At 71.7% G+C, this 19,818-nt stretch carries 17 protein-coding genes; 9 read left to right on the forward strand and 8 right to left on the reverse strand.

All coding sequences use genetic code 11. The features are described 5' to 3' along the window. Positions 1 to 987, reverse strand: a 987-nt coding sequence (locus LWF15_RS29670; RefSeq protein WP_232814274.1) for a LacI family DNA-binding transcriptional regulator, incomplete at its 3' end; no start/stop codon positions are given. A gap of 118 nt (positions 988 to 1,105) precedes the next feature. Here LWF15_RS29670 and uxaC point away from each other — a divergent pair. After that, a complete protein-coding gene (gene uxaC, locus LWF15_RS29675; protein ID WP_232814275.1) occupies positions 1,106 to 2,509 on the forward strand; it encodes a glucuronate isomerase in 1,404 nt (467 codons plus the stop codon). A gap of 13 nt (positions 2,510 to 2,522) precedes the next feature. Beyond that, complete coding sequence (locus LWF15_RS29680) at positions 2,523 to 3,962, forward strand: Gfo/Idh/MocA family protein (RefSeq protein WP_232814276.1); 1,440 nt, start codon at positions 2,523 to 2,525, stop codon at positions 3,960 to 3,962. A gap of 24 nt (positions 3,963 to 3,986) precedes the next feature. Here the strand turns inward: LWF15_RS29680 and LWF15_RS29685 are convergent, their stop codons facing one another. The 3 genes from LWF15_RS29685 to LWF15_RS29695 are packed head-to-tail and all read right to left on the reverse strand — an operon-like array spanning position 3,987 to position 7,428. Next, the gene (locus tag LWF15_RS29685) at positions 3,987 to 5,324 is read right to left on the reverse strand and encodes a dihydrolipoamide acetyltransferase family protein (protein ID WP_232814277.1); all 1,338 of its coding nucleotides are present in this window, start codon (positions 5,322 to 5,324) and stop codon (positions 3,987 to 3,989) included. Continuing rightward, a complete protein-coding gene (locus tag LWF15_RS29690) occupies positions 5,324 to 6,301 on the reverse strand; it encodes an alpha-ketoacid dehydrogenase subunit beta (protein WP_232814278.1) in 978 nt (325 codons plus the stop codon). Before LWF15_RS29690 ends, LWF15_RS29685 begins: the two co-directional genes overlap by 1 nt. Next, a complete protein-coding gene (locus tag LWF15_RS29695; protein ID WP_232814279.1) occupies positions 6,301 to 7,428 on the reverse strand; it encodes a thiamine pyrophosphate-dependent enzyme in 1,128 nt (375 codons plus the stop codon). Before LWF15_RS29695 ends, LWF15_RS29690 begins: the two co-directional genes overlap by 1 nt. A gap of 155 nt (positions 7,429 to 7,583) precedes the next feature. Here LWF15_RS29695 and LWF15_RS29700 point away from each other — a divergent pair, with 155 nt between their 5' ends. The 6 genes from LWF15_RS29700 (at position 7,584) to LWF15_RS29725 (ending at position 12,962) form a co-directional block, all read left to right on the forward strand. Then, positions 7,584 to 8,765 (forward strand): acyl-CoA dehydrogenase family protein, encoded by a 1,182-nt coding sequence (locus tag LWF15_RS29700; protein WP_232814280.1) that lies wholly within the window; start codon positions 7,584 to 7,586, stop codon positions 8,763 to 8,765. Between the two features lie 344 nt (positions 8,766 to 9,109). Continuing rightward, positions 9,110 to 10,615: an acyl-CoA carboxylase subunit beta gene (locus tag LWF15_RS29705; protein ID WP_408624308.1), complete on the forward strand. Its 1,506-nt coding sequence runs from the start codon at positions 9,110 to 9,112 to the stop codon at positions 10,613 to 10,615. Continuing rightward, positions 10,612 to 10,761, forward strand: a complete 150-nt coding sequence (locus tag LWF15_RS29710) for a hypothetical protein (protein WP_232814282.1) — start codon at positions 10,612 to 10,614, stop codon at positions 10,759 to 10,761. The genes LWF15_RS29705 and LWF15_RS29710 overlap by 4 nt, the downstream gene beginning before the upstream one ends. Further along, entirely contained in the window at positions 10,751 to 11,230 is a 480-nt protein-coding gene (locus tag LWF15_RS29715; RefSeq protein ID WP_232814283.1) for a MaoC family dehydratase, read from the forward strand. Before LWF15_RS29710 ends, LWF15_RS29715 begins: the two co-directional genes overlap by 11 nt. Next, the gene (locus LWF15_RS29720; RefSeq protein ID WP_232814284.1) at positions 11,227 to 12,021 is read left to right on the forward strand and encodes an HpcH/HpaI aldolase/citrate lyase family protein; all 795 of its coding nucleotides are present in this window, start codon (positions 11,227 to 11,229) and stop codon (positions 12,019 to 12,021) included. The genes LWF15_RS29715 and LWF15_RS29720 overlap by 4 nt, the downstream gene beginning before the upstream one ends. Then, on the forward strand, positions 12,018 to 12,962 hold the full coding sequence (locus tag LWF15_RS29725) for a MaoC family dehydratase (protein WP_232814285.1): 945 nt from the start codon (positions 12,018 to 12,020) through the stop codon (positions 12,960 to 12,962). Before LWF15_RS29720 ends, LWF15_RS29725 begins: the two co-directional genes overlap by 4 nt. Here the strand turns inward: LWF15_RS29725 and LWF15_RS29730 are convergent. Further along, positions 12,952 to 13,839: an AraC family transcriptional regulator gene (locus LWF15_RS29730; RefSeq protein WP_232814286.1), complete on the reverse strand. Its 888-nt coding sequence runs from the start codon at positions 13,837 to 13,839 to the stop codon at positions 12,952 to 12,954. The genes LWF15_RS29725 and LWF15_RS29730 overlap by 11 nt on opposite strands. 219 nt (positions 13,840 to 14,058) lie before the next feature. Between LWF15_RS29730 and LWF15_RS29735 the strand changes: the two genes are divergently transcribed. Beyond that, positions 14,059 to 16,224, forward strand: coding sequence for a beta-glucosidase family protein (locus LWF15_RS29735; RefSeq protein ID WP_232814287.1), 2,166 nt, complete (start codon positions 14,059 to 14,061; stop codon positions 16,222 to 16,224). Between the two features lie 57 nt (positions 16,225 to 16,281). Here the strand turns inward: LWF15_RS29735 and LWF15_RS29740 are convergent, their stop codons facing one another. From LWF15_RS29740 to LWF15_RS37920, 3 genes are read right to left on the reverse strand one after another with little or no spacing between them, the layout of a single operon-like run. After that, complete coding sequence (locus LWF15_RS29740; protein ID WP_232814288.1) at positions 16,282 to 17,001, reverse strand: ABC transporter permease; 720 nt, start codon at positions 16,999 to 17,001, stop codon at positions 16,282 to 16,284. Between the two features lie 29 nt (positions 17,002 to 17,030). Next, positions 17,031 to 17,936: an ABC transporter ATP-binding protein gene (locus LWF15_RS29745; RefSeq protein ID WP_232814289.1), complete on the reverse strand. Its 906-nt coding sequence runs from the start codon at positions 17,934 to 17,936 to the stop codon at positions 17,031 to 17,033. A 46-nt stretch (positions 17,937 to 17,982) separates the two neighbouring features. Beyond that, positions 17,983 to 19,704 carry a GMC oxidoreductase gene (locus LWF15_RS37920; RefSeq protein ID WP_232814290.1) on the reverse strand — a complete coding sequence of 574 codons (1,722 nt, stop codon included), beginning with the start codon at positions 19,702 to 19,704 and terminating at the stop codon, positions 17,983 to 17,985. Between the last annotated feature and the right edge of the window lie 114 nt (positions 19,705 to 19,818).

Genomic DNA, 19,818 nt, shown 5'->3' on the forward strand with positions numbered 1-19,818 from the left:
GCGCCGGAAACCCCCCCCGGCCCGCCCCCCCCCCCCCCCCCGCCCCGCCCCCCCCCGCCCTGGCCGGGCCCGGGGTTCGGCCTCGGCCAGCTGCTGCAGCAGCAGATCCACCGCCTCGGCACCGGCCCGGGCCAGCGGCATGGCCACCGTGGTCAGCGAGGGCCGGATCATGCCGGCCATCGGGATGTCGTCGAAACCGGCCACGCTCAGCCGGGCGGGCACCGCCACCGACTGCTCGGCCAGCGCCTGGCACAGGCCGATCGCGACCAGGTCGTTGTAGGCCACCACCGCGCTGACCGGCGCCGACAGCACCAGCCCGGCCGCGCCCGCGCCGCCCTCGAACGTGGGCGACACCTGCCCCAGTTCGTGCAGCACGACCCCGGCCCGGGCACAGGCCTGGCGCACGCCGCGCAGCCGCTGCGCCCCCGACCAGCTGCCGCTCGGCCCACCCAGGAAGCCGATGTCGCGGTGGCCGAGGCCGGCCAGGTGGTCGATCAGCTCGGCCGCGCCCTCGGCGTTCTCGAAGGTGACCGACGAGGCCCGCGGCAGCGCCCGGTTGACCAGCACCGTGGGGGTGGCCTCGACCGCCTCGTGCAGCGCGGCCGGGCGCATCCGCGGTGAGCACAGCAGCAGGCCGTCGACCTGCTTGGCCAGCTGCCGCACCAGCTCCGGCTCGGCCGCGGCGTTCTCGTCGGAGTCGATCACGAACAGCTGGTAGTCCGACTCCAGCGCCCGGGCCTGGATCGCCTTGACCAGGCCGGGGAAGAACGGGTTGGCCAGGTCGGGCACCAGCAGGCCCAGGTTGCCGGTGCGGCCGGTGATCAGCCCCCGGGCGGCCCGGTTGGGCCGGTAGCCCAGCTGCGCGGCCAGGGCCACGATGCGTTCCCGGGTGCGCTGGTCCACCTTCTCCGGCACCGTCAGCGCCCGCGAGACGGTCGACGCGGACACGCCCGCCGCCTGCGCCACGTCGCGAAGCGTCACCGACACGGTTCACCCTCCCTGGCCTTCGGGCCTCCATCCTGCCCCCGCCTGCAATCGTTTGCAAGGCCGGGTCGAAATGGGAACCGGGCCTTGACACAGCAGATTCAGATGCAAAGGTTTGCACATGCCGACCGCGCTGACGCTGCATCCCGACCGTGCCCTGCCCTCCGAACCGGCCGCCCGTGCACTGGCCCGGCGCATCTACTCCCACACCGCCGCGCTGCCCATCGTGAGCATGCACGGCCACGTCGAGGCACAGGCCCTGGCCGACGACGCACCGTTCGGCGACCCGGCCGCTCTCCTGGTCACCCCCGACCACTACGTCACCCGCATGCTCTACTCCCAGGGCGTGCCCACCCACCAGCTCGGCGTGGGCGAGAACCCGGCCACCGCGCGGGAGATCTGGCGCACCTTCTGCAACCACTGGCACCTGTTCCGGGGCACCCCCTCGCGCTACTGGCTGGAGCACGAGCTGGTCGAGGTCTTCGGGGTGAGCACGGCCCCCTCCGCCGAGAGCGCCGACGCCCTGTTCGACCAGATCTCCGCCGTCCTGGCCGATCCGGGGTTCCGGCCCCGGGCCCTGCTCGAACGCTTCGGCATCGAACTGCTGGCCACCACCGACCCGGCCGCCTCCCAGCTGGAGCACCACGCCAAGCTCGCCGCCGACGGCTTCGGCGAGCGCGTCATCCCCACCTTCCGGCCCGACGCCGTCACCCACCCCGCCCGCCCGGGCTGGGCCTCCGACGTCGCGCTGCTCGGCCGGGCGGCCGGCATCGACACCGGTGACTACACCGGCTACCTGGCCGCACTCCGCCAGCGCCGCAACGCCTTCGTCGAGGCCGGGGCCCTGGCCACCGACCACGGCCACCTCGCCACCGACACCACCCCCCTCAGCCCGCAACAGGCGTCCTCCATCTACCGAAACGCCCTCGACGGCGAACTGAGCGCCGAGGCGGCCGAAGCGTTCACCGGGCACATGCTCTTCGTGATGGCCCAGATGTCGGCCGAGGACGGCCTGGTCATGCAACTGCACCCGGGGGTCCTGCGCGACCACCACCCCGGCGCGGCCGCCGCCCTGGGGCCCGACCGGGGCTGGGACATCCCGGTGCGCACCGAGTTCACCCGCTCGCTGCGGCCCCTGCTGGAGCAGTTCGGCATGGACCCGGCGTTCCGGCTGATCCTGTTCACCGTCGACGAGACCACCTACAGCCGGGAGCTCGCGCCGCTGGCCGGGGTCTACTCCGCCGTGCGGCTGGGCGCCCCCTGGTGGTTCCTCGACAGCCCACACGCCATGCGCCGCTTCCGTGAGGCCGCCACCGAGACCGCCGGTTTCTACAACACCTCCGGCTTCGTCGACGACACCCGGGCCTACGCCTCCATCCCCGCCCGCCACGACCTGTCCCGGCGCATCGACGCCGGCTACCTGGCCTCGCTGGTGCTGGAACACCGCCTCAGCGAGGAAGAAGCCACCGAGACGGCCCTCGACCTGGCCTACCACCTGCCCAAGAAAGCCTACGCCCGCCGCTAGGGAGCCCTCCGCAATGAGCAGCCCGATCGACCAGAACCCGACCGCCCCGCCCGCTGGCCCCCCGAAAACCCCCTCAGCACAGGTCGTCCCCCAGTTCGAAGCGGTCCCGGCCGACCGCCCTCGCCGCCGCTACGCGGTGGTGGGCACCGGCCACCGGGCCGGCATGTACATCGGCGCACTGACCGGCGAGCACGCCGACGTGGGCCGGATCGTGGCCTGGTGCGACCCGAACCCCGCCCGGATCGGCTACTACGACCAGCAGGCCGGGCCCGGGCTTCCCGCCTACACCCCCGGCGACCTGGAGCGGATGATCCAGGAACAGGCCGTCGAGACGGTGATCGTCACCAGCCCCGACGTGCACCACGCGGGCCTGGTCGACCGGGCCCTGCGGGCCGGGGCCGACGCGGTGGTGGAGAAGCCGCTGACCACCACCGCCGAGGGCTGCCGGCTGATCACCGACGCGGTCGCCGAGACCGGCCGCGACGTGGTGATGACGTTCAACTACCGCTACGCGCCCCGGAACTCGAGCCTGCGGGAGGTGATCGCCTCCGGCCGGATCGGGACGGTCACCAGCATCCACTTCGAGTGGGTGCTCGACACCCTGCACGGCGCCGACTACTTCCGCCGCTGGCACCGCGACAAGGCCAACTCCGGCGGGCTTCTCGTGCACAAGTCCAGCCACCACTTCGACCTGGTCAACTGGTGGCTGGGCGACGTGCCGCAGCGCGTGTACGCCACCGGCGGGCTGCGGTTCTACGGCGACCAGGCCGCCCAGCAGCGCGGTCTCGGCGAGCGCCCGGACCGCGGCACCGGCGCCGGCAACGACCCGTTCTCGCTCGACCTGCGCGAAGACCCCCGGCTGAAGGCGCTTTACCTCGACGCCGAGCACCACGACGGCTACCGGCGTGACGTGGACCCGTTCGCCCCCGGCGTGAGCATCGAGGACAACATGTCCCTGCTGGTCGAGTACGCCGGCGGGGCCAGCCTGACCTACTCGCTGAACGCCCACTCCCCCTGGGAGGGCTACCGGGTCACGGTCAACGGCACCCGCGGCCGCGCCGAGCTCGACGTGGTCGAGCGCAGCCACATCGACCTGGACGAGCAGGGCCGGGCCGTGCTCGACCCCTCCGCCACCCCGGACGACGCCAGCGACGACCTGCGCCCCCAGCGGGACCGTCTGCTGGTCCAGACCCACTGGGCGCGCGCCGAGGAGTACCCGATCCCCGACGGCATCGGCGGGCACGGCGGCGGGGACGCCATCCTGCTCAAAGACGTCTTCCGCCGCGACCTGCGGATCGGCGACGACCCCCTCGGCCGGGCGGCCGGCCACCTCGACGGGGTGCGGGCGGTGGCCGTGGGCATCGCCGCCAACCGCAGCCTGACCAGCCGTCTTCCGGTGGACGTGGCCGACCTCGGGCTCGGGGTCGACCTCGCCACCGGCAAGTCGGTCTGAAGCCAAGCTGAAGTCGGGCTGAGGTCAGGCCAGTAGCAGCTCCCGTCGCGGGTCGGCCAGGATCGCCCCGATCCGGGCCAGGGCCCGGGCCCCCTGCTGGCCGTCGATGATCCGGTGGTCGAAAGACATCGCCAGCTGGGTCATCCAGCGCAGCGCGATCCGGCCCTGGTGCTCGGCCGGTGCCCGCCGCACCGAGCCCAGGCACAGGATCGCGCTCTGCCCCGGGTTCAGGATCGGCGTACCCGAGTCCACCCCGAACACCCCGATGTTGGTCAGGGTGATCGTGCTGCCGGAAAGCTGGGCCGGGCTGGCCTTCCCGGAACGGGCCAGCTCGGTGGTCCGGGTGACCTCACGGGCCAGCGCCGGCAGGCTCAGGCTGCCGGCGCCCTCCACCGAGGGCACCAGCAGGCCGCGCTCGGAGGCCGTGGCCACCCCGAGGTTCACCCGGTGGTGCAGCACGATCTCGTTCGCGTCCTGGTCGAAGGTGGCGTTCAGATCGGGGAACTCGCGGGCGGCCAGGCACAGGGCCCGGGCCGCCAGCAGCATGATGGTGACCCGGGAGCCGTCGAACGCTTTGTCGGCCCGCAACTTCTCGACCAGTTTCACCGACCGGGTCACGTCCACGGTGTGGAAAACGGTGACGTGCGGGGCGGTGAAGGCACTGGCCGTCATCGCCGCCGCGGTGGCGGCACGAACACCCCGCACCGGGATGTGCTCGTCGTCGCTCACTGCGGCCACGGTCTGCGGCCTTTCGGGAACGGCCGTGGCCGCCTGCCGCACATCGTCGCGGGTGACGTCGCCGTGCGGGCCGCTGCCCCTCAGCGAGGCCAGGTCCACGCCGAGATCCTTGGCGAGTTTGCGTACCGGCGGCTTGGCCAGCGGCCGCCCGGTGCCGTTGCTGTTGTTTGCGGACTGGGGGTACCTCCCGGACCCGGAGGGGTTGGGGGATTGTGCCGACGCGGGTTTCTCGGCCGGCGGTTCGGGGGTGGCGGGCTGGGTGGCCGGTGGACGCCTGCGGGCGCGCCCCCGGCTGTGGCCGGGGCCGTAACCGACCAGCGTGGACGGCGGTTTCTCCTCGTCGGGCTTGCCGATACCGGGCTTGGCCATCTCCCCATCATCGGTGATGGCGATGATCGGGGTGCCCACCGGTACCAGCTGCCCGGCCGGCACCAGCAGCTCGGCGACCACCCCGGCGTACGGTGAGGGCAGCTCGACCAGCGACTTCGCCGTCTCGATCTCCACCAGCGGGTCGTTCACCGCCACCCGGTCGCCGGGGGCGACCCGCCAGGTCACGATCTCCGCCTCGGTCAGGCCCTCACCGACGTCGGGAAGCCGGAACTGCCGGCCGGTGACCACGGTCATCAGAACTCCAGCAACTTGTCGACGGCGGCCAGCACCCGGTCGGTGTCCGGCAGGTACTGCTCCTCGAACTTGGCCGGTGGGTACGGCAGGTCGAAACCGGTCACCCGCAGCACCGGCGCCTCCAGCTGGTAGAAGCAGCGCTCGGTGACCCCGCTGACCACCTCGGCCCCCAGCCCGGCGAACCCGGGCGCCTCGTGCACCACCAGGCAGCGGCCGGTACGGGCCACCGAGGCACACACCGTGTCCAGGTCCAGCGGCGACAGCGAGCGCAGGTCCACCACCTCCAGCGAGCGGCCCTCCTCCTCGGCGATCCGGGCCGCCTCCAGGCAAGTGGCCACCATCCCGCCGTAACAGACCATGGTGGCGTCGGAGCCGGCCCGGGCCACCACGGCCTTGTCGAAGGCCGGGGCCAGCGACAGGTCGGTGGAGACCTCGCCCTTCTCCCAGTAGCGGCGCTTGGGCTCGTAGAAGATCACCGGATCACCGCAGGCCAGGGCCTGGCGCAGCATGTAGTGCCCGCTCTGGGGGTCGGAGCAGATCACCACCCGCAGGCCGGCGGTGTGGGCGAAGTAGGCCTCGTTGGACTCGCTGTGGTGCTCGACCGCGCCGATCCCACCGCCGCAGGGGATGCGGATCACCACTGGCATCGGCACCCGCCCGCCGGTGCGGGCCCGCATCTTGGCCAGCTGGGAGACGATCTGGTTGAACGCCGGGTAGACGAAGCCGTCGAACTGGATCTCGCACACCGGGTGGTACCCGCGCATCGCCAGCCCGATCGCGGTGCCCACGATCGAGGACTCGGCCAGCGGGGTGTCGATCACCCGATCGGACCCGAAGTCCTTGCTCAGACCGTCGGTGACCCGGAAGACCCCACCCAGCGGACCGACGTCCTCACCCATCACCACGGCCTTCGGGTCCTGCTCGAGCACCTGCCGCAGCCCCGAGTTCAGCGCCGCCGAAAGACTCAGCCGGGTCATCACGCCACCCCCTCGAAACTCGCCACGAAGTCGGCGTACTCGGCCTTCTGAGCACTCAGCGCCGCCGTGCGCCCGGCCAGCACGTGGTCGAAGAGCCCGCCCAGTTCCACCGGCCCGAACTCCTGGCAGGCCCGCCGCAGCTGCACGCCCAGCTCCTCGCACTCCTCCTCCAGCGCGCCGAGCCACTCGGGCGGGGCCCAGCCCCGCGCCTGCAGCAGCTTCTCCACCCGGGTGAGCGGGTCACGCGAGCGCCAGGCGTCGGCCTCGGCCTGGTCGCGGTAGCGGGTCGGGTCGTCGGAGCTGGTGTGCGCCCCCATCCGGTAGGTCACCGCCTCGATCAGCGCCGGTCCCGCCCCCGAACGGATCTGCTCGACGGCCAGTTTCATGACCGCGTGCACCGCCAGCACGTCGTTGCCGTCGACCAGGTACGAGTCCAGGCCGAAGCCCCGCGCCCGCTGGTGCACCGACGTGCGCATCTGCAGCCGGGTCGGGGTGGAGATCGCGTACTGGTTGTTCTGGCAGAAGAAGAGCACCGGCGCCGAGCAGGCCGCGGCCCAGTTGAATGCCTCGTTCGCATCGCCCTGGCTGGAGGCGCCGTCGCCGAAGTAGGCGGTGACCACCTCGTCGCTACCGTCGCGCTGCACCCCCATGGCGTAGCCGGTGGCGTGCGGCAGGTGCGCGCCCAGCACCACCGAGTAGGCGCTCAGGTGCAGCTCGGCCGGGTCCCAGCCGCAGCCCGAGACCCCGCGCCACTGCTCGAGCATCTGGGCCGGCGTGACCCCGCGGAACAGGGCCGCGGCGTGCTCGCGGTAGCTGGGGAAGATCTGGTCGGTGGGCCGTAGCGCGGCCACCGAGCCCACCTGCGCGGCCTCCTGGCCCAGGCTGGGCGCCCAGAGGCCGAGTTCGCCGTGCCGCTGCAGGGCGAACGCCTCGGAGTCGAGACGGCGGGTCAGGCGCATCCATCGGTACAGGTCACGCACGAGTTCGGCGCTGTCGGCGCCGACCTCGAGATGCCGGGCCAGATCGGCGGGCCACTGCTCGGGCGCCGCCAGATCACCGCCGGGGGCCAGCAGTTGCAGCGGCTCGGTGGTTCGCTCGTGGTGCCTGTGTTGCTCGGACTGCTCCATTGCATTCCTCCTGCATCCAACACCAGGTCAGGTGGTGGGTGCCGCGACGAGGGGTGGCCGCCGACGGAACCCGCGGATGGTGCGTCGATCCACCGGGTGAGGCGGATCACGCACAATGTAGCCCGCGGCAACGTGGTCTGGGTACCGTGGGGTCCGTGGACCAATGGGGATCTGCACGACGCGGCGGCCGTTTCGAGCTTTCGGCCGAACACGAGAACTTCCGGGACAGTGTGCGGGCGTTCGCCGAGCGGGAGGTCGCCCCGCACGTGGCCGGCTGGGACCGGGAGCACCACTTCCCGGTGGAGCTGGTCGCGAAGATGGGCGATCTGGGGCTCTTCGGGCTGGTCGTGCCGGAGAAGTTCGGCGGCGCCGGGGGTGACTTCACCAGCCTGTGCGTGGCCATCGAGGAACTCGGCCGCGTCGATCAGTCTGTGGGGATCACTCTTTCGGCGGGTGTCGGCCTGGGCATCAACCCGATCCTGACCTTCGGCGACGACGCCCAGAAGGAACGCTGGTTGCCCGACCTGGTGGCCGGGCGCACCCTGGCCGCCTTCGGCCTGACCGAGCCGGGCGCCGGTTCCGACGCCGGCGGCACCCGCACCCGGGCGCGGCGCGAGGGTGAGGACTGGGTGCTCAACGGCGCCAAGCAGTTCATCACCAACTCCGGCACGCCGGTGACCTCGGTGGTCTCGGTCACCGCGCGGCACGAGGACGGCTCGATCTCGACCTTCCTGGTGCCCAGCGGCACAGCCGGTTTCACCGCCGGGCCGGCGTACGACAAGCTGGGCTGGCGGATCTCGGACACCCATCCGCTCACCCTCGACGACGTGCGGGTGCCGGCCGGGAACCTGCTGGGCGTGCAGGGCCGCGGGTTCCACCAGTTCCTGGCCATTCTCGACGACGGGCGGATCGCCATCTCGGCGCTGGCCCTGGGCCTGGCCCGGGCCTGCCTGGAGCTTTCGCTGCGCTACGCCGGTGAGCGCCAGACCTTCGGCCGGCCGATCGGCAGCCGCCAGGCCGTCGCGTTCTCCTTGGCCGACCTGGCCACCGCGATCGAGGCGGCCCGGCTGCTCACCTACCGCGCCGCCGCCCTGAAGGACGAGGGAGCCCCCGCCAAGGTGGTGAAACAGGCTGCGGCGATGGCGAAACTGTTCAGCAGCGAGGCCGCGGTCGACGCCACCCGGGCAGCCACCCAGGTGTTCGGCGGCTACGGCTTCATGGAGGAGTACCCGGTCGCCCGCTTCTACCGCGACGCCAAGATCCTCGAGATCGGCGAGGGCACCTCCGAGGTCCAGCGCCTGGTGATCAGCCGCGGTCTGGGACTGGACGTCGAATGACCGGCGTCGACACCGGCCGGGGCCCCGGGCCCGCCCAGAGCACCGCCCCTGGCACCGGCACGGACCCTGGTCGTGGCACCGGCTCGGACGCTGGCCCTGTCACTGGCCCTGGCCCTATCACTGGCCCTGGCATCAACCCTGGCCCTATCACTGGCCCTGACACCAGCCCCGGCCCTATCACCGGCGCTGGCCCTGGCCCTGGCCCTGGCCCTGGCCCTGGCCCTGGCGCCAGCCCTAGCACTGGCCCTGGCACCGGTCCCGGTCCCGGTCGCGGCACGGACTCTGATCCTGGCACCGGTTCGAGCCCCACCACCGGCAACCGCACTGCCCCGGCGACCCCCACCCTGGCCGACGCGACCGCAGCCACCCTCTCCCCCACCCCGGCCGCCGCGGCCAAGCTGGCCAGGACCGGCAAGCTCTACGTGCGCGAGCGCATCGCCCTCCTGGCCGACCCGGACACCTTCGTCGAGGACGGCCAGCTCGCCAATGCCCTGGCCGCAAGCCTTCCCGCCGACGGGGTGGTCACCGGCGTCTGCCTGGTGGAGGGCCGCCCCGCCCTGGTGGTCGCCAACGACAGCGGGGTGAAAGCCGGCTCGTGGGGCGCCCGCACGGTGGAGAAGATCATCCGCATCACCGAACGCGCCCTGATTGAGGAGCTGCCGATCTTCTGGCTGATCGACTCGGCCGGGGCCCGGATCACCGACCAGGTGGCGCTGTTCCCGGGCCGCCGCGGGGCCGGCAAGATCTTCCACAACCAGGTGAAGCTGTCCGGCAAGGTCCCGCAGATCTGCTGCCTGTTCGGGCCCTCCGCGGCCGGGGGCGCCTACATCCCGGCGTTCTGCGACATCGTGATCATGGTCGACGGCAACGCCAGCATGTACCTCGGCTCCCCCCGGATGGCCGAGGTGACGGTGGGCGAGAAGGTCACACTGGAGGAGATGGGCGGGGCCCGCGTGCACACCGAGATCTCCGGCTGCGGCGACCTTCTGGCCACCGACGACGCCGACGCGATCGAGCAGGCCCGCTGGTTCTTCAGTTTCCTGCCCACCTGCTGGCGCGAACCGGCACCCGAGAGCGATCCGGTGCCCCCGGCGTCCGTGATCGACGAGACCACCGTGCCGGCCGCCGAGCAGGTGCCCTTCGACATCCACCGGCTGATCGACGGGATCCTCGACGCTGAAACGTTCTTCGAGATCAAACCGGCCTTCGCCGGGGAGCTGGTCACCGGGCTGGGCCGGATCGAGGGTATGCCGGTGGGGGTGGTGGCCAGCAACTCGGCGGTGCGCGGGGGCGTGCTGTTCATCGACTCGGCCGACAAGGCGGCCCGTTTCGTGGAGCTGTGCGACGCGTACAATATCTCGCTGCTGTACCTGGCCGACGTGCCCGGCTTCATGATCGGCAAGGAGGTGGAGCGGCAGGGCATCATCCGGCACGGGGCCAAGATGATCACCGCCGTCTCCGAGGCCACCGTGCCGCAGATCTCGGTGATCGTGCGCAAGGCCTACGGCGCCGGCCTGTACGCGATGAACGGCCCGGGTTTCGAGCCGGACGCCTGCCTGGCCCTGCCCACCGCCCGGATCGCGGTGATGGGCCCGGATCCGGCGGTGCGGGCGGTCTATGCCAACCGGATCGACGAGATCGCCGACGCGGACGAGCGGGCCGCGTTCGTGGCCGAGCGCAAGGCGGAGTACGAGCAGGACGTGAACCTGCTGCACCTGGCCTCGGAGCTCGTCATCGACGCGGTGGTCGAGCCGGGGGCGCTGCGCTCGGAATTAGCCCGCCGGTTCGGCCTGCTCGCCGGAAAGGTGCGCCGGCGGACGGAGAAGCACCACGGTGTGAGGCCGGTGTGAGCGGCCTGGAGGTGCACGGCCCGGCCACCGAGGCCGAGATCGCCGCCGTGGTCGTGGCCCTGAGGGCCCGGCCGGAAGAACCCGCCCCACTTCGCGACTGGCGCCGCGCGCGCCGGCAGGCCCTGAGGATGCAGCGTGGCACGTGAGATCCAGCAGCGCGGACTGTACTTCGAGGAGTTCGAGGTGGGGGCCCGCTACCTGCACCGCCCCGGGCGCACCGTCACCGAGGCCGACAACGTCCTGTTCACCACCCTGACCATGAACACCCAGTCGCTGCACCTGGACGCGGCCTTCGCGGCCGGTCAGGAGCCCTACCACCAGCGCCTGGTCAACTCGATGTTCACGCTCAGCACCCTGGTCGGGCTGTCGGTGGCCCAGCTCACCGAGGGCACCCTGGTGGCCAACCTGGGCTTCAGCGAGATCAGTTTCCCCCGGCCGGTCTTCGTCGGCAACACGCTCTACGGCTCCACCGTGGTGCACCACAAACGCGAGTCCGTGTCCCGGCCGGGCGAGGGCATCGTCACCCTGGAGCACGTCGGACGCAACCAGGACGACGAGGTGGTCGCCCGGGCCACCCGGGCCGCGCTGGTCAGACTGGGCGGGGGGCAGTCATGAGCTTCGGCCCGGCCTGGCTCTTCTGCCCCGCCGACCGCCCTGATCGCTACGCCAAGGCGGCCGCCGCGGCCGACGTGGTCATCCTCGACCTGGAGGACGCCCTCGCCCCCGAGGCCCGCCCGGCCGCCCGAAGGGCACTGATCGAGCACCCCCTCCCCCCGGCCACCACCGTGATCCGGCTCAACCCCAGCGGCACCCCCGACCACCACGCCGACCTGGAAGCATTGCGGCAGACCGCCTACACCACCGTCATGCTGGCCAAGACCGAGTCCGCGCAACAGATCTCGGACCTGGCCCCGCTGCAGGTGATCGCCCTGGTCGAGACCCCGCGCGGGGTGCTCGAGGTGGCCGGCATCGCGGCCGCCGCCAACACGGCCGGGCTGATGTGGGGCGCCGAAGACCTGATCGCCGGACTGGGCGGCACCTCCAGCCGCCGGCCCGACGGGCGCTACCGCGACGTGGCCCTGGCCGCGCGCTCGGCCGTGCTGCTGGCCGCGGGGGCCCACGGGCGGTTCCGGCTCGACGCGGTCCACCTCGACATCAAAGACCAGGCAGGGCTGCGCTCGGAGGTGGACGATGCGGCGGCCAGCGGCTTCGACGCCACCGCCTGCATCCACCCCAGCCAGGTGCCGGTCGTACGCGAGGGCTACCGCCCCCCGGCGGCCGAACTCGACTGGGCCCGGCGAGTCCTGGCGGCCGGCAACCAGGGGGTCTTCACCTTCGAGGGCCGCATGATCGACGCCCCGGTGCTGCGCCACGCCGAGGCCCTGGTCCGGCGGGCCCGCACGTGAGCGAGGTGCGCGGGCCCTACTTCGACGAACTGCACGTAGGTCAGGTCTTCGACCAGGCCCCCGCCATCACCCTGACCAGCGGCCGGGCCGCCGCCCACCAGGCCGTGCTGGGCAACCGGCTGCGCCTGACCCTCGACGACACGCTCGCCCAGGAGGTCACCGGTGCCCCCGGCCTGGCCTCCCCGGCACTGGTCTGGGACACCGCGATCGGCCAGTCCACCGTGGTCACCCAGCACGTCAAGGCCAACCTCTTCTACCGGGGCCTGAGCTTCCACCGCCATCCCCGCCTGGGCGACACCCTGCGCACCGTCACCACCGTCGACGCCCTGCGCGAGAACACCCCCAAGCCCGGCCGCGCCCCCACCGGCGTGGCCGCCCTGCACATCGTCACCACCGACCAGCACGAGCGGGTGGTGCTCGACTTCTGGCGCTGCGCCATGCTGCCCTCGCGCTCCGCCGGCACCGGGCACCGTGACGACCTCGACGCGGTCGGCGTGGAAAGGCCGCTCCGGGTGCCCGACTGGGACCTGCCCACCTACCACCGCCGAGTGCCGGGCCCTCACCACGGCGACCTCGAGGTCGGCCAGACCTGGTCGGTCTCCGGCGGCGACGTGGTCTCGTCCGCCCCCGAACTGGCCCGGCTGACCGGCAATGTCGCCGCCGTGCACCACGACGCGGCCGCCGCCGGAGGCCAGCGGCTGGTCTACGGCGGGCACACCATCGGCCTGGCCTTCCACCAGGTCTGCCGGGCCCTGCCGGCGATCGTCACGGTGGCCGGCTGGACCGGCTGCGACCATCTGGCCCCGGTGCACGAGAACGACACCCTGACCTCCCGGATCGAGGTCCTCGACCGGCAACCGCACCTGGTCAGGCTGCGCAGCGTCGTACGCAACGCCACCACGGACGTCCTCAGTTGGACCTTCACCGCCGTCATGGCCTGAGCGACTGCGCGAACCGCGAACGGTACTGCGAGGCCGAGAAGCCGTAGTGCGCGCGGAACCGGCGGGCGAACTGGTTCTGGTCCGGCCAGCCCACCGAGCGGGCGATCGCGGTGATCGGCTCGCGGGTGCGCACCAGCAGCGTGGCCGCGCTCTCCAGGCGGTGCTGCGAGAGGTAGGCCATCGGCGGCAGCCCGGTGGTGGCCTTGAACAGCCGCACCAGGTGCGCCGGGGCCACGTGCAGCTCACCGGCCAGCTCGGTCAGCGTCCAGTGGTGCGCCGGGTCGCCCTCCAGCAGGCTCAGGGCCCGGGCCACCGCCGGATGCGCCACCCGGCCCGGCTCCGGGTGCTCCACGGCCCGGGCCAGGATGCCCAGCACCAGGATCAGCCGCCCGATGATCTCCGCGCGGTGCCGGCCCGAGGGGCGGTCGCGCAGCCGGCTCAGGGCGTCGAGGTGGGGCAGGCACTGGGCCAGGTCCTCCTCGCCCAGCCGGGTGCTCATGATGCCCCGCCGGTCCTCCGCGTAGGGCCCGGTCCACAGCAGGTACCCCAGCAGCGGGTCGTCCCGGCTCCAGGCCAGCTCCTGGCGCAGCAGGTCGACGGAGAAGCAGCAGTTGTAGAGCACCAGGTCCGAGCAGTCCGCGTAGCCGTGCCAGGCTCCCGGCCGCAGCAGCACCACGTCACCCACCTGCAGGCTGCGCGGCCCGGCGGGCGAACGGTGCACGCCCGCTCCGGCCAGGGTGATCGCGATCTCCACGAAACTGTGGGTGTGATCGGGGTGCCGGCGCTCGTGCAGGTAGTGCCCGGCCCACACCGGGGACCCGTCGGTGATGAACAACGTCCCGTCGACCTCGTCCACCGGAGGTTCGGCCAGCCGCACGCGCGAGTCCCCCTCTGCCCTGAGTGAAACGTTCAAGACGCTAGGTAGCCGGGCCCGGCAAGTCAACAATTCCCCGGGTCCCAGCGCGCCGAACGGCAGACCTCCGACCGGCAGATCAATTTCCGCCTAGTTCCGGCGCCTTCCGTCCTATCGGCCGGCCGCCGCGGAATTGAACGATCTACCCGGCCCGGTCGACGGGCCGGACAGGAGAGGATCTCCATGCGTACCTTCCCCCCACGGCTGGTGCCGGTGCTCGCGGCTCTGGTGGCCGCCCCCGTTCTGGCCGTCACCACACCCGCCCAGGCTGCTCCGACGAAAAGCGCTGCCGAAGAATGTGCCTGGATGGACACGGGCAAGTCGGCGGACGAACGGGCCCGGCTGCTGCTGAAGGCCAGCACCCTCGAGCAGACCCTGCGCTGGCTCGACGAACAGGCCGCCAACAACCCGGCGCAGACCACGTTCAACGGCGCCACCTACCCGGTCCAGGTGCCCTGCACCCCGACCGTGGTCTACTCCGACGGCCCCGACTCCGTGCGTAACCCCGGCGGAGTCACGGCCTTTCCCACTCCACTGGCCCAGGCCGCCACCTGGAACCCGCGACTGGCCCAGCAGAAGGGCCGGGCCCAGGCCCAGGAGGCCTACGGCAAGCGCCGCAACGTGCTGCTGGCCCCCGGCCTGGCCAGCGGCCGTACCCCGCTGTCCGGTCGCACCCCCGAATACCTCGGTGAAGACTCGCTGCTCACCGGCACTCTCGCCGCCGCCGGGGTGAAAGGCATTCAGCAGGACGGCAAGGTCGGCGCCACCCTGAAGCACTACGTGGCCAACGAGCAGGAACTCGACCGCCAGACCAGTTCCTCGAACATCGACGAACGCACCTTCCGGCAGGTCTACCAGCTGCCCTTCGAGGTCGCGCTGAAGGCCGGCCCGGCCTCCGTGATGTGTTCGTACAACCAGGTCAACGGCGTGTATGCGTGCGAGAACGAGATCCTCGACGACCTGAAGAAGGAGACCGGCTGGAAGGGGTACGTGATGTCCGACTTCGGCTCCGTGCACTCCACCGGCCCGTCCCTGAACGCCGGGCTGGACCAGGAACTGAACCGGCCGATCTGGTACACCCCCGACCGGATCAAGGCTGCCCTGGCCGACGGCAGCACCACCCGCAAGGAGATCGACGAGGCCGCTTTCCGGGTGGTGCGCAGCTACATCCGGGCCGGGCTGTTCGACAACCCGTTGCCGGCCGAGGCGGCCGCGAACGTCTCCACCCCGGCCAACAAGGCGATCGCCCGTGAGGTGGTCGAACAGGGGTCGGTGCTGCTGAAGAACGACCGCAAGGCCCTGCCTCTCAAGGGCCGGAAGCAGACCATCGCGGTGATCGGCCCGACGGCCTCGAACGAGCCCAACGCCAACGGCATCAGCGCCAAGAGCACCTGTTCCATGCTCTTCCGCACCACCCCGGCGGTCACCTGCACCCCGATCTCCCCCCTGGACGGCATCACCGCCAGGGCGCAGAAGAACGGCAGCACCGTCACCTACTCCAACGGTGACGACGTCGCCGAGGCGACCCGACTGGCCAAGGAGGCGGACGTCGTCCTCGTTTTCGGCTGGCTCGGGATGGGCGAGTTCGCCGACATCCCGAACCTCTCGCTGCAGCAGAACGGTGATGCCCTGATCAGTGCGGTCGCCGCGGCGAACCCGAACACCGTCGCGGTGCTGGAGACCGGCAGCGCGGTCACGATGCCCTGGCTCAAGCAGGTCAGGGCCGTGGTGCAGGCCTGGTACCCGGGCGAGCAGCAGGGCAACGCCCTGGCCGCGCTGCTGTGGGGCGACGTGAACTTCACCGGCAAGCTGCCGATGACGTTCCCGAAGTCCGAGACCGACCTGCCCACCCGCACGCCGGAGCAGTACCCGGGCGTGGTCCGCGACGGCATCCGTCAGGTCGAGTACAGCGAGGGCCTGGCCGTGGGCTACAAGTGGTACGACAGCAAGAACATCGACCCGATCTTCGAGTTCGGGCACGGTCTTTCGTACACCACGTTCACGTACTCGGACCTGAGGACGTCCGTGAGGGGCGACTCGGTCAAGGTCACCTTCCGGGTCCGCAACTCGGGCGAGCGGGCCGGGACCGAGACCCCGCAGGTCTACCTCACCCTGCCCGCCGCGGCCGGGGAACCGGGCAAGCGCCTGGTCGCCTTCGACCAGGTCTCCCTGAAACCGGGAGCCGCCCAGACGGTCTCGGTGACGATTCACGAGAAGTCCGCCGATCGTCCGTTGTCGGTCTGGGACAGCAAGAAGGACCAATGGCGGACGCCCTCGGGCACCTACCGGGTACAGGTCGGCGACTCGTCGCGGTCCCTTCCGCTCAGTGACCGGATCAACCTGCGCTGACACGCATCACGCCAACAGCCCCCGGAGCATCTCCGGGGGCTGTTGGCGTCAGAGCGCTCAGCGGCGCGGTTCCCAGCGGAACATCCGGGTGGCCAGGGCCACCGACAGCCCCACCCAGGCCAGGGTCGGCACCATCAGGGCCACCGACTCGCCCAGGCCGATACCGCCGTTCCAGGCCTGCACCAGCAGTTCGGTGGCGGAACCACCGGGCAGCAGCCGCTTCACGGCGGCCAGCTCCTCCATCCCGCTGATGCCCACCCAGCTGGCCACGCCGATCACCCCGAGGCTGACCGGGAGGGTGGTCACCTGGGCGTGCTCGGGCGAGTTGGTCAGCCCGGCGGTGGCCAGGGCCAGGGCGATCAGCATGGCGATCATCGACAGCACGGTCAGGGCCAGCAGCGGCACGTTGCCGGGGGCACCGGTCACCGCGCCGAGCACCACCAGGATCACGGCCACCTGGATCAGCGACAGCAGCGCCACCGGGGCCACCAGCCCGGCGATGATGCCGGTGTCGCTCTCAGCGGTGGAGCGCAGCCGCTTCAGGAAGAGGTTCTGCCGGCGCGAGGCCAGCGTGGTGACGATCGTGGTGTAGAGCCCGAACGCGCCCACGGTGAAGGTGACCAGGGCGGCGATGTAGCCCAGGCTGGCCATCTCGGCCCAGGTCTCGTGCTGGCGGATGAACAGCGCGCTCACCGCGGCCGGCATGATCAGGCTGGTCACCAGGACCAGACGGTTGCGGAAGATCTGGATCAGCTCGGCGCGAGCGATCGACAGCATGGGGGGATCCTCTCGGAGGTGAAGGGGTTTCAGGCGGCGGTCGTGCCGGGGGTGCTGTGACCGATGGCGCGGAAGACGTCGTCCAGGCGGGTCGGCCCGGCCTCGAGGTCGACCAGCTCCACGCCGTTGTCGAACGCCCAGCCCAGCAGCAGGTGCAGGTCCTTCTGCAGCTCCTGGGTCTCCACCCGGTAGCGGCCCTCGTGGGTGCGGGTCGCGCTCACCGGCAGGCCGGACAGCGGCGCGAGCAGGCCGAAGCTGATCACTGCGGGCAGGGTGCGGGTCAGCTCGGCGACCGTGCCCTCGCGGTAGAAGGTGCCGCCGTGCATCAGGCCGATCCGGTCGGCACGCTGCTGCGCCTCTTCCAGGTAGTGGGTGGTCAGCACCACGGTGGAACCCGCCTCGCGCAACCGGTCGACCGACTCCCACAGGTCGTCACGGGACTGGATGTCCAGGCCGGTGGTGGGCTCGTCGAGGAAGACCAGCTCCGGGGTGCCGTAGACGGCGGTGGCGAAGTCCAGGCGCCGCTTCTCGCCGCCGGACAGCTGCGAGACCCGGGTCCCGGCCTTGCGGGTCAGGCCGACCGCGTCGATCACCCGGGCCGGGTCGTCCTCGCGGCGGGTCAGCGTGCCGATCACCTGCACCGACTCGCGCACCGTGAGGTCGGGCGAGAAGCCGCTCTCCTGCAGCATGATGCCCATCCGGGGCCGCACCGCCCGGCGGTCGCGGGGGTCCTGGCCGAACACCCGCACGGTGCCCGAGGTGGGCCGGCGGTGCCCCTCCACCGTCTCCAGGGTGGAGGTCTTGCCGGCCCCGTTCGTCCCCAGCAGGGCGTACAGCTCACCGCTGCGCACCTCGAAGGACAGGTCCTTGACGGCGTGGAAGTCGCCGTACTTCAGGTTGAGTTGCTGAACCTCGATGACTGGTGTGGTGGACATGACTCCATCCCACCGCCGACCCGGCCGGATCGGCAGTGCGGTGAAGTCACCAGCCACCCATGACATTTTCCCGGGTCGACGGTGACACCGGCATCTGTGTGCCCGGCAACGCGGCCGAGAGCCGGGTGCGCAGGTGGTCGGCCAGGCGGGTGCTCAGGGCCACGATGGTCAGGGTCGGGTTCACGTAGCCGAGGCTGGTCGGGAACACCGAACTGCCGGCCACGTAGAGGTTGCGCAGCCCGTGCACCCGGCTGTCCGGGTCCACCACCCCGAGCTTCGGGTCGGGGTGCATGCGGGTGCCGCCCATCGGGTGGTGCATCCCCCCGAAGTGCGGGCGCAGCGGGCCGTCGAACCGCATCCACGGCTCGAACCGGCCCAGCCCGGCCTTCTCCACCGCCACCCCGAAGTAGGCCATGCTGCGCAGCAGGTTGCGCTGGTCGCTCTGGGTCCAGTTCATCTTCAGGTGCAGCCGGCGACGGCCCAGGGCGTCGCGCTGGGCGGCCAGGGTCAGCCGGTTCTCGCGCAGCGGCGACTGCTCGGTGGCCACGTGCACCTGCAGCAGGGAGAACTGCGAGCGGTCCACCTCCGGGCGCGACCAGCCCCCGCGGAACCACTGGTAGGCGTCCGGCGAGCGGTACCAGTCGGAGGGGCCGGAGCGGTCGAAGGTGCGCAGCACCGCGGCGGTCTCGCCGGGACGGGACAGCAGCGTGCGGGCCTTCTCCCAGGGCTGGGAGACGAGCCGGCCGTGCAGCAGGGGCTTGAGCGATCGCAGGGCCCGCTCGGCGGTGGAGTTGAAACCGGGCCGGCGCGGCACGAACACCGCGCCCATGTTCAGCAGTTCCTCCTGGCGCTTGAACTCCTGGTCGAACGAGAGCACGCCGTTGACCATCTGGCCGCCCACGTAGTGCAGGTCGTACAGCCCGACCCGCTCCAGCACGTCCGGCGAGGACGGCTCGATGGCCCCGAGCCGCAGTTCCGGGTGGTCGGTGACCCAGCAGCCCACGTTGTCGTGGCGGTTGCCCGGACCGCCCGGGCGGAACGGCAGCGACGACAGGAGCACCTGGCTGTTCTCGACCCCGCCGCCGGCCAGGACGAAGATCTCGGCGTACACGGAGAAGGTGCTGCCGTCGGCCCGCACGACCACGGCCCGGTGGATGCGGTCGTCGTCGCGCCCGCCGTCGAGGGCGATCACCGTGCTGCCGACCATCACGCGCACGTTGGGGGCGGCGGTCAGCTGGTCGCGGGCCAGGAGGGTGAAGGTGTCGGCCGGGGCGTACTGGGCCATGCGGGTCTGCAGCCGGCCCACCGGCAGCACCGGGGTCGAGGGGGTGGACCAGGCGGCCGGGTCGTCGTTCATGACGCTGCCGGCCCAGGTGTGGTGGGCCCGGTCGTAGTAGGGCGCGAGCTCCTGGCCGCCCACCGCCCAGCCGCTGTCGGGCTGCCACGCCTTGGCCTCGAAGTCGACCGGTTCGCCGGTCAGCGTGCGCGCGTAGACCCGGCTCTGCCCGGGCCAGGTGACGTGCACCCAGTCGTTGGCCGTACCACCGAACTGGCGGCGGCGGGCGCCGGCCATGGCGTGCGGCTGGTAGTAGGGCGACTCCATCTGGCTGCCGGCCAGGTCCTGGGCCGCCTCGTCGGGTTCGTACCGACCGCTCTCCAGCACCAGCACCTCGAAGGGGGCACCGATGCATTCCCGGGCGACGGTGAGCCCGGCCGGACCCGCGCCGATCACACACACATCGGTGTGCACGTCTTGGCTACTGGACACCTGCGGGTCACTCCTAGGACGTCGGGGACGACGACCGTACCAATGAGCTGCCGGTGTCCGGAACGAAAAGTTTTACGCCACAATGGTCTTCGTCGGCCAACTCTCCAGTTGCGT

Origin of the sequence: Kineosporia rhizophila, from assembly GCF_021277265.1 — a bacterium.
GTDB classification, from domain to species: Bacteria; Actinomycetota; Actinomycetes; order Actinomycetales; family Kineosporiaceae; genus Kineosporia; species Kineosporia rhizophila.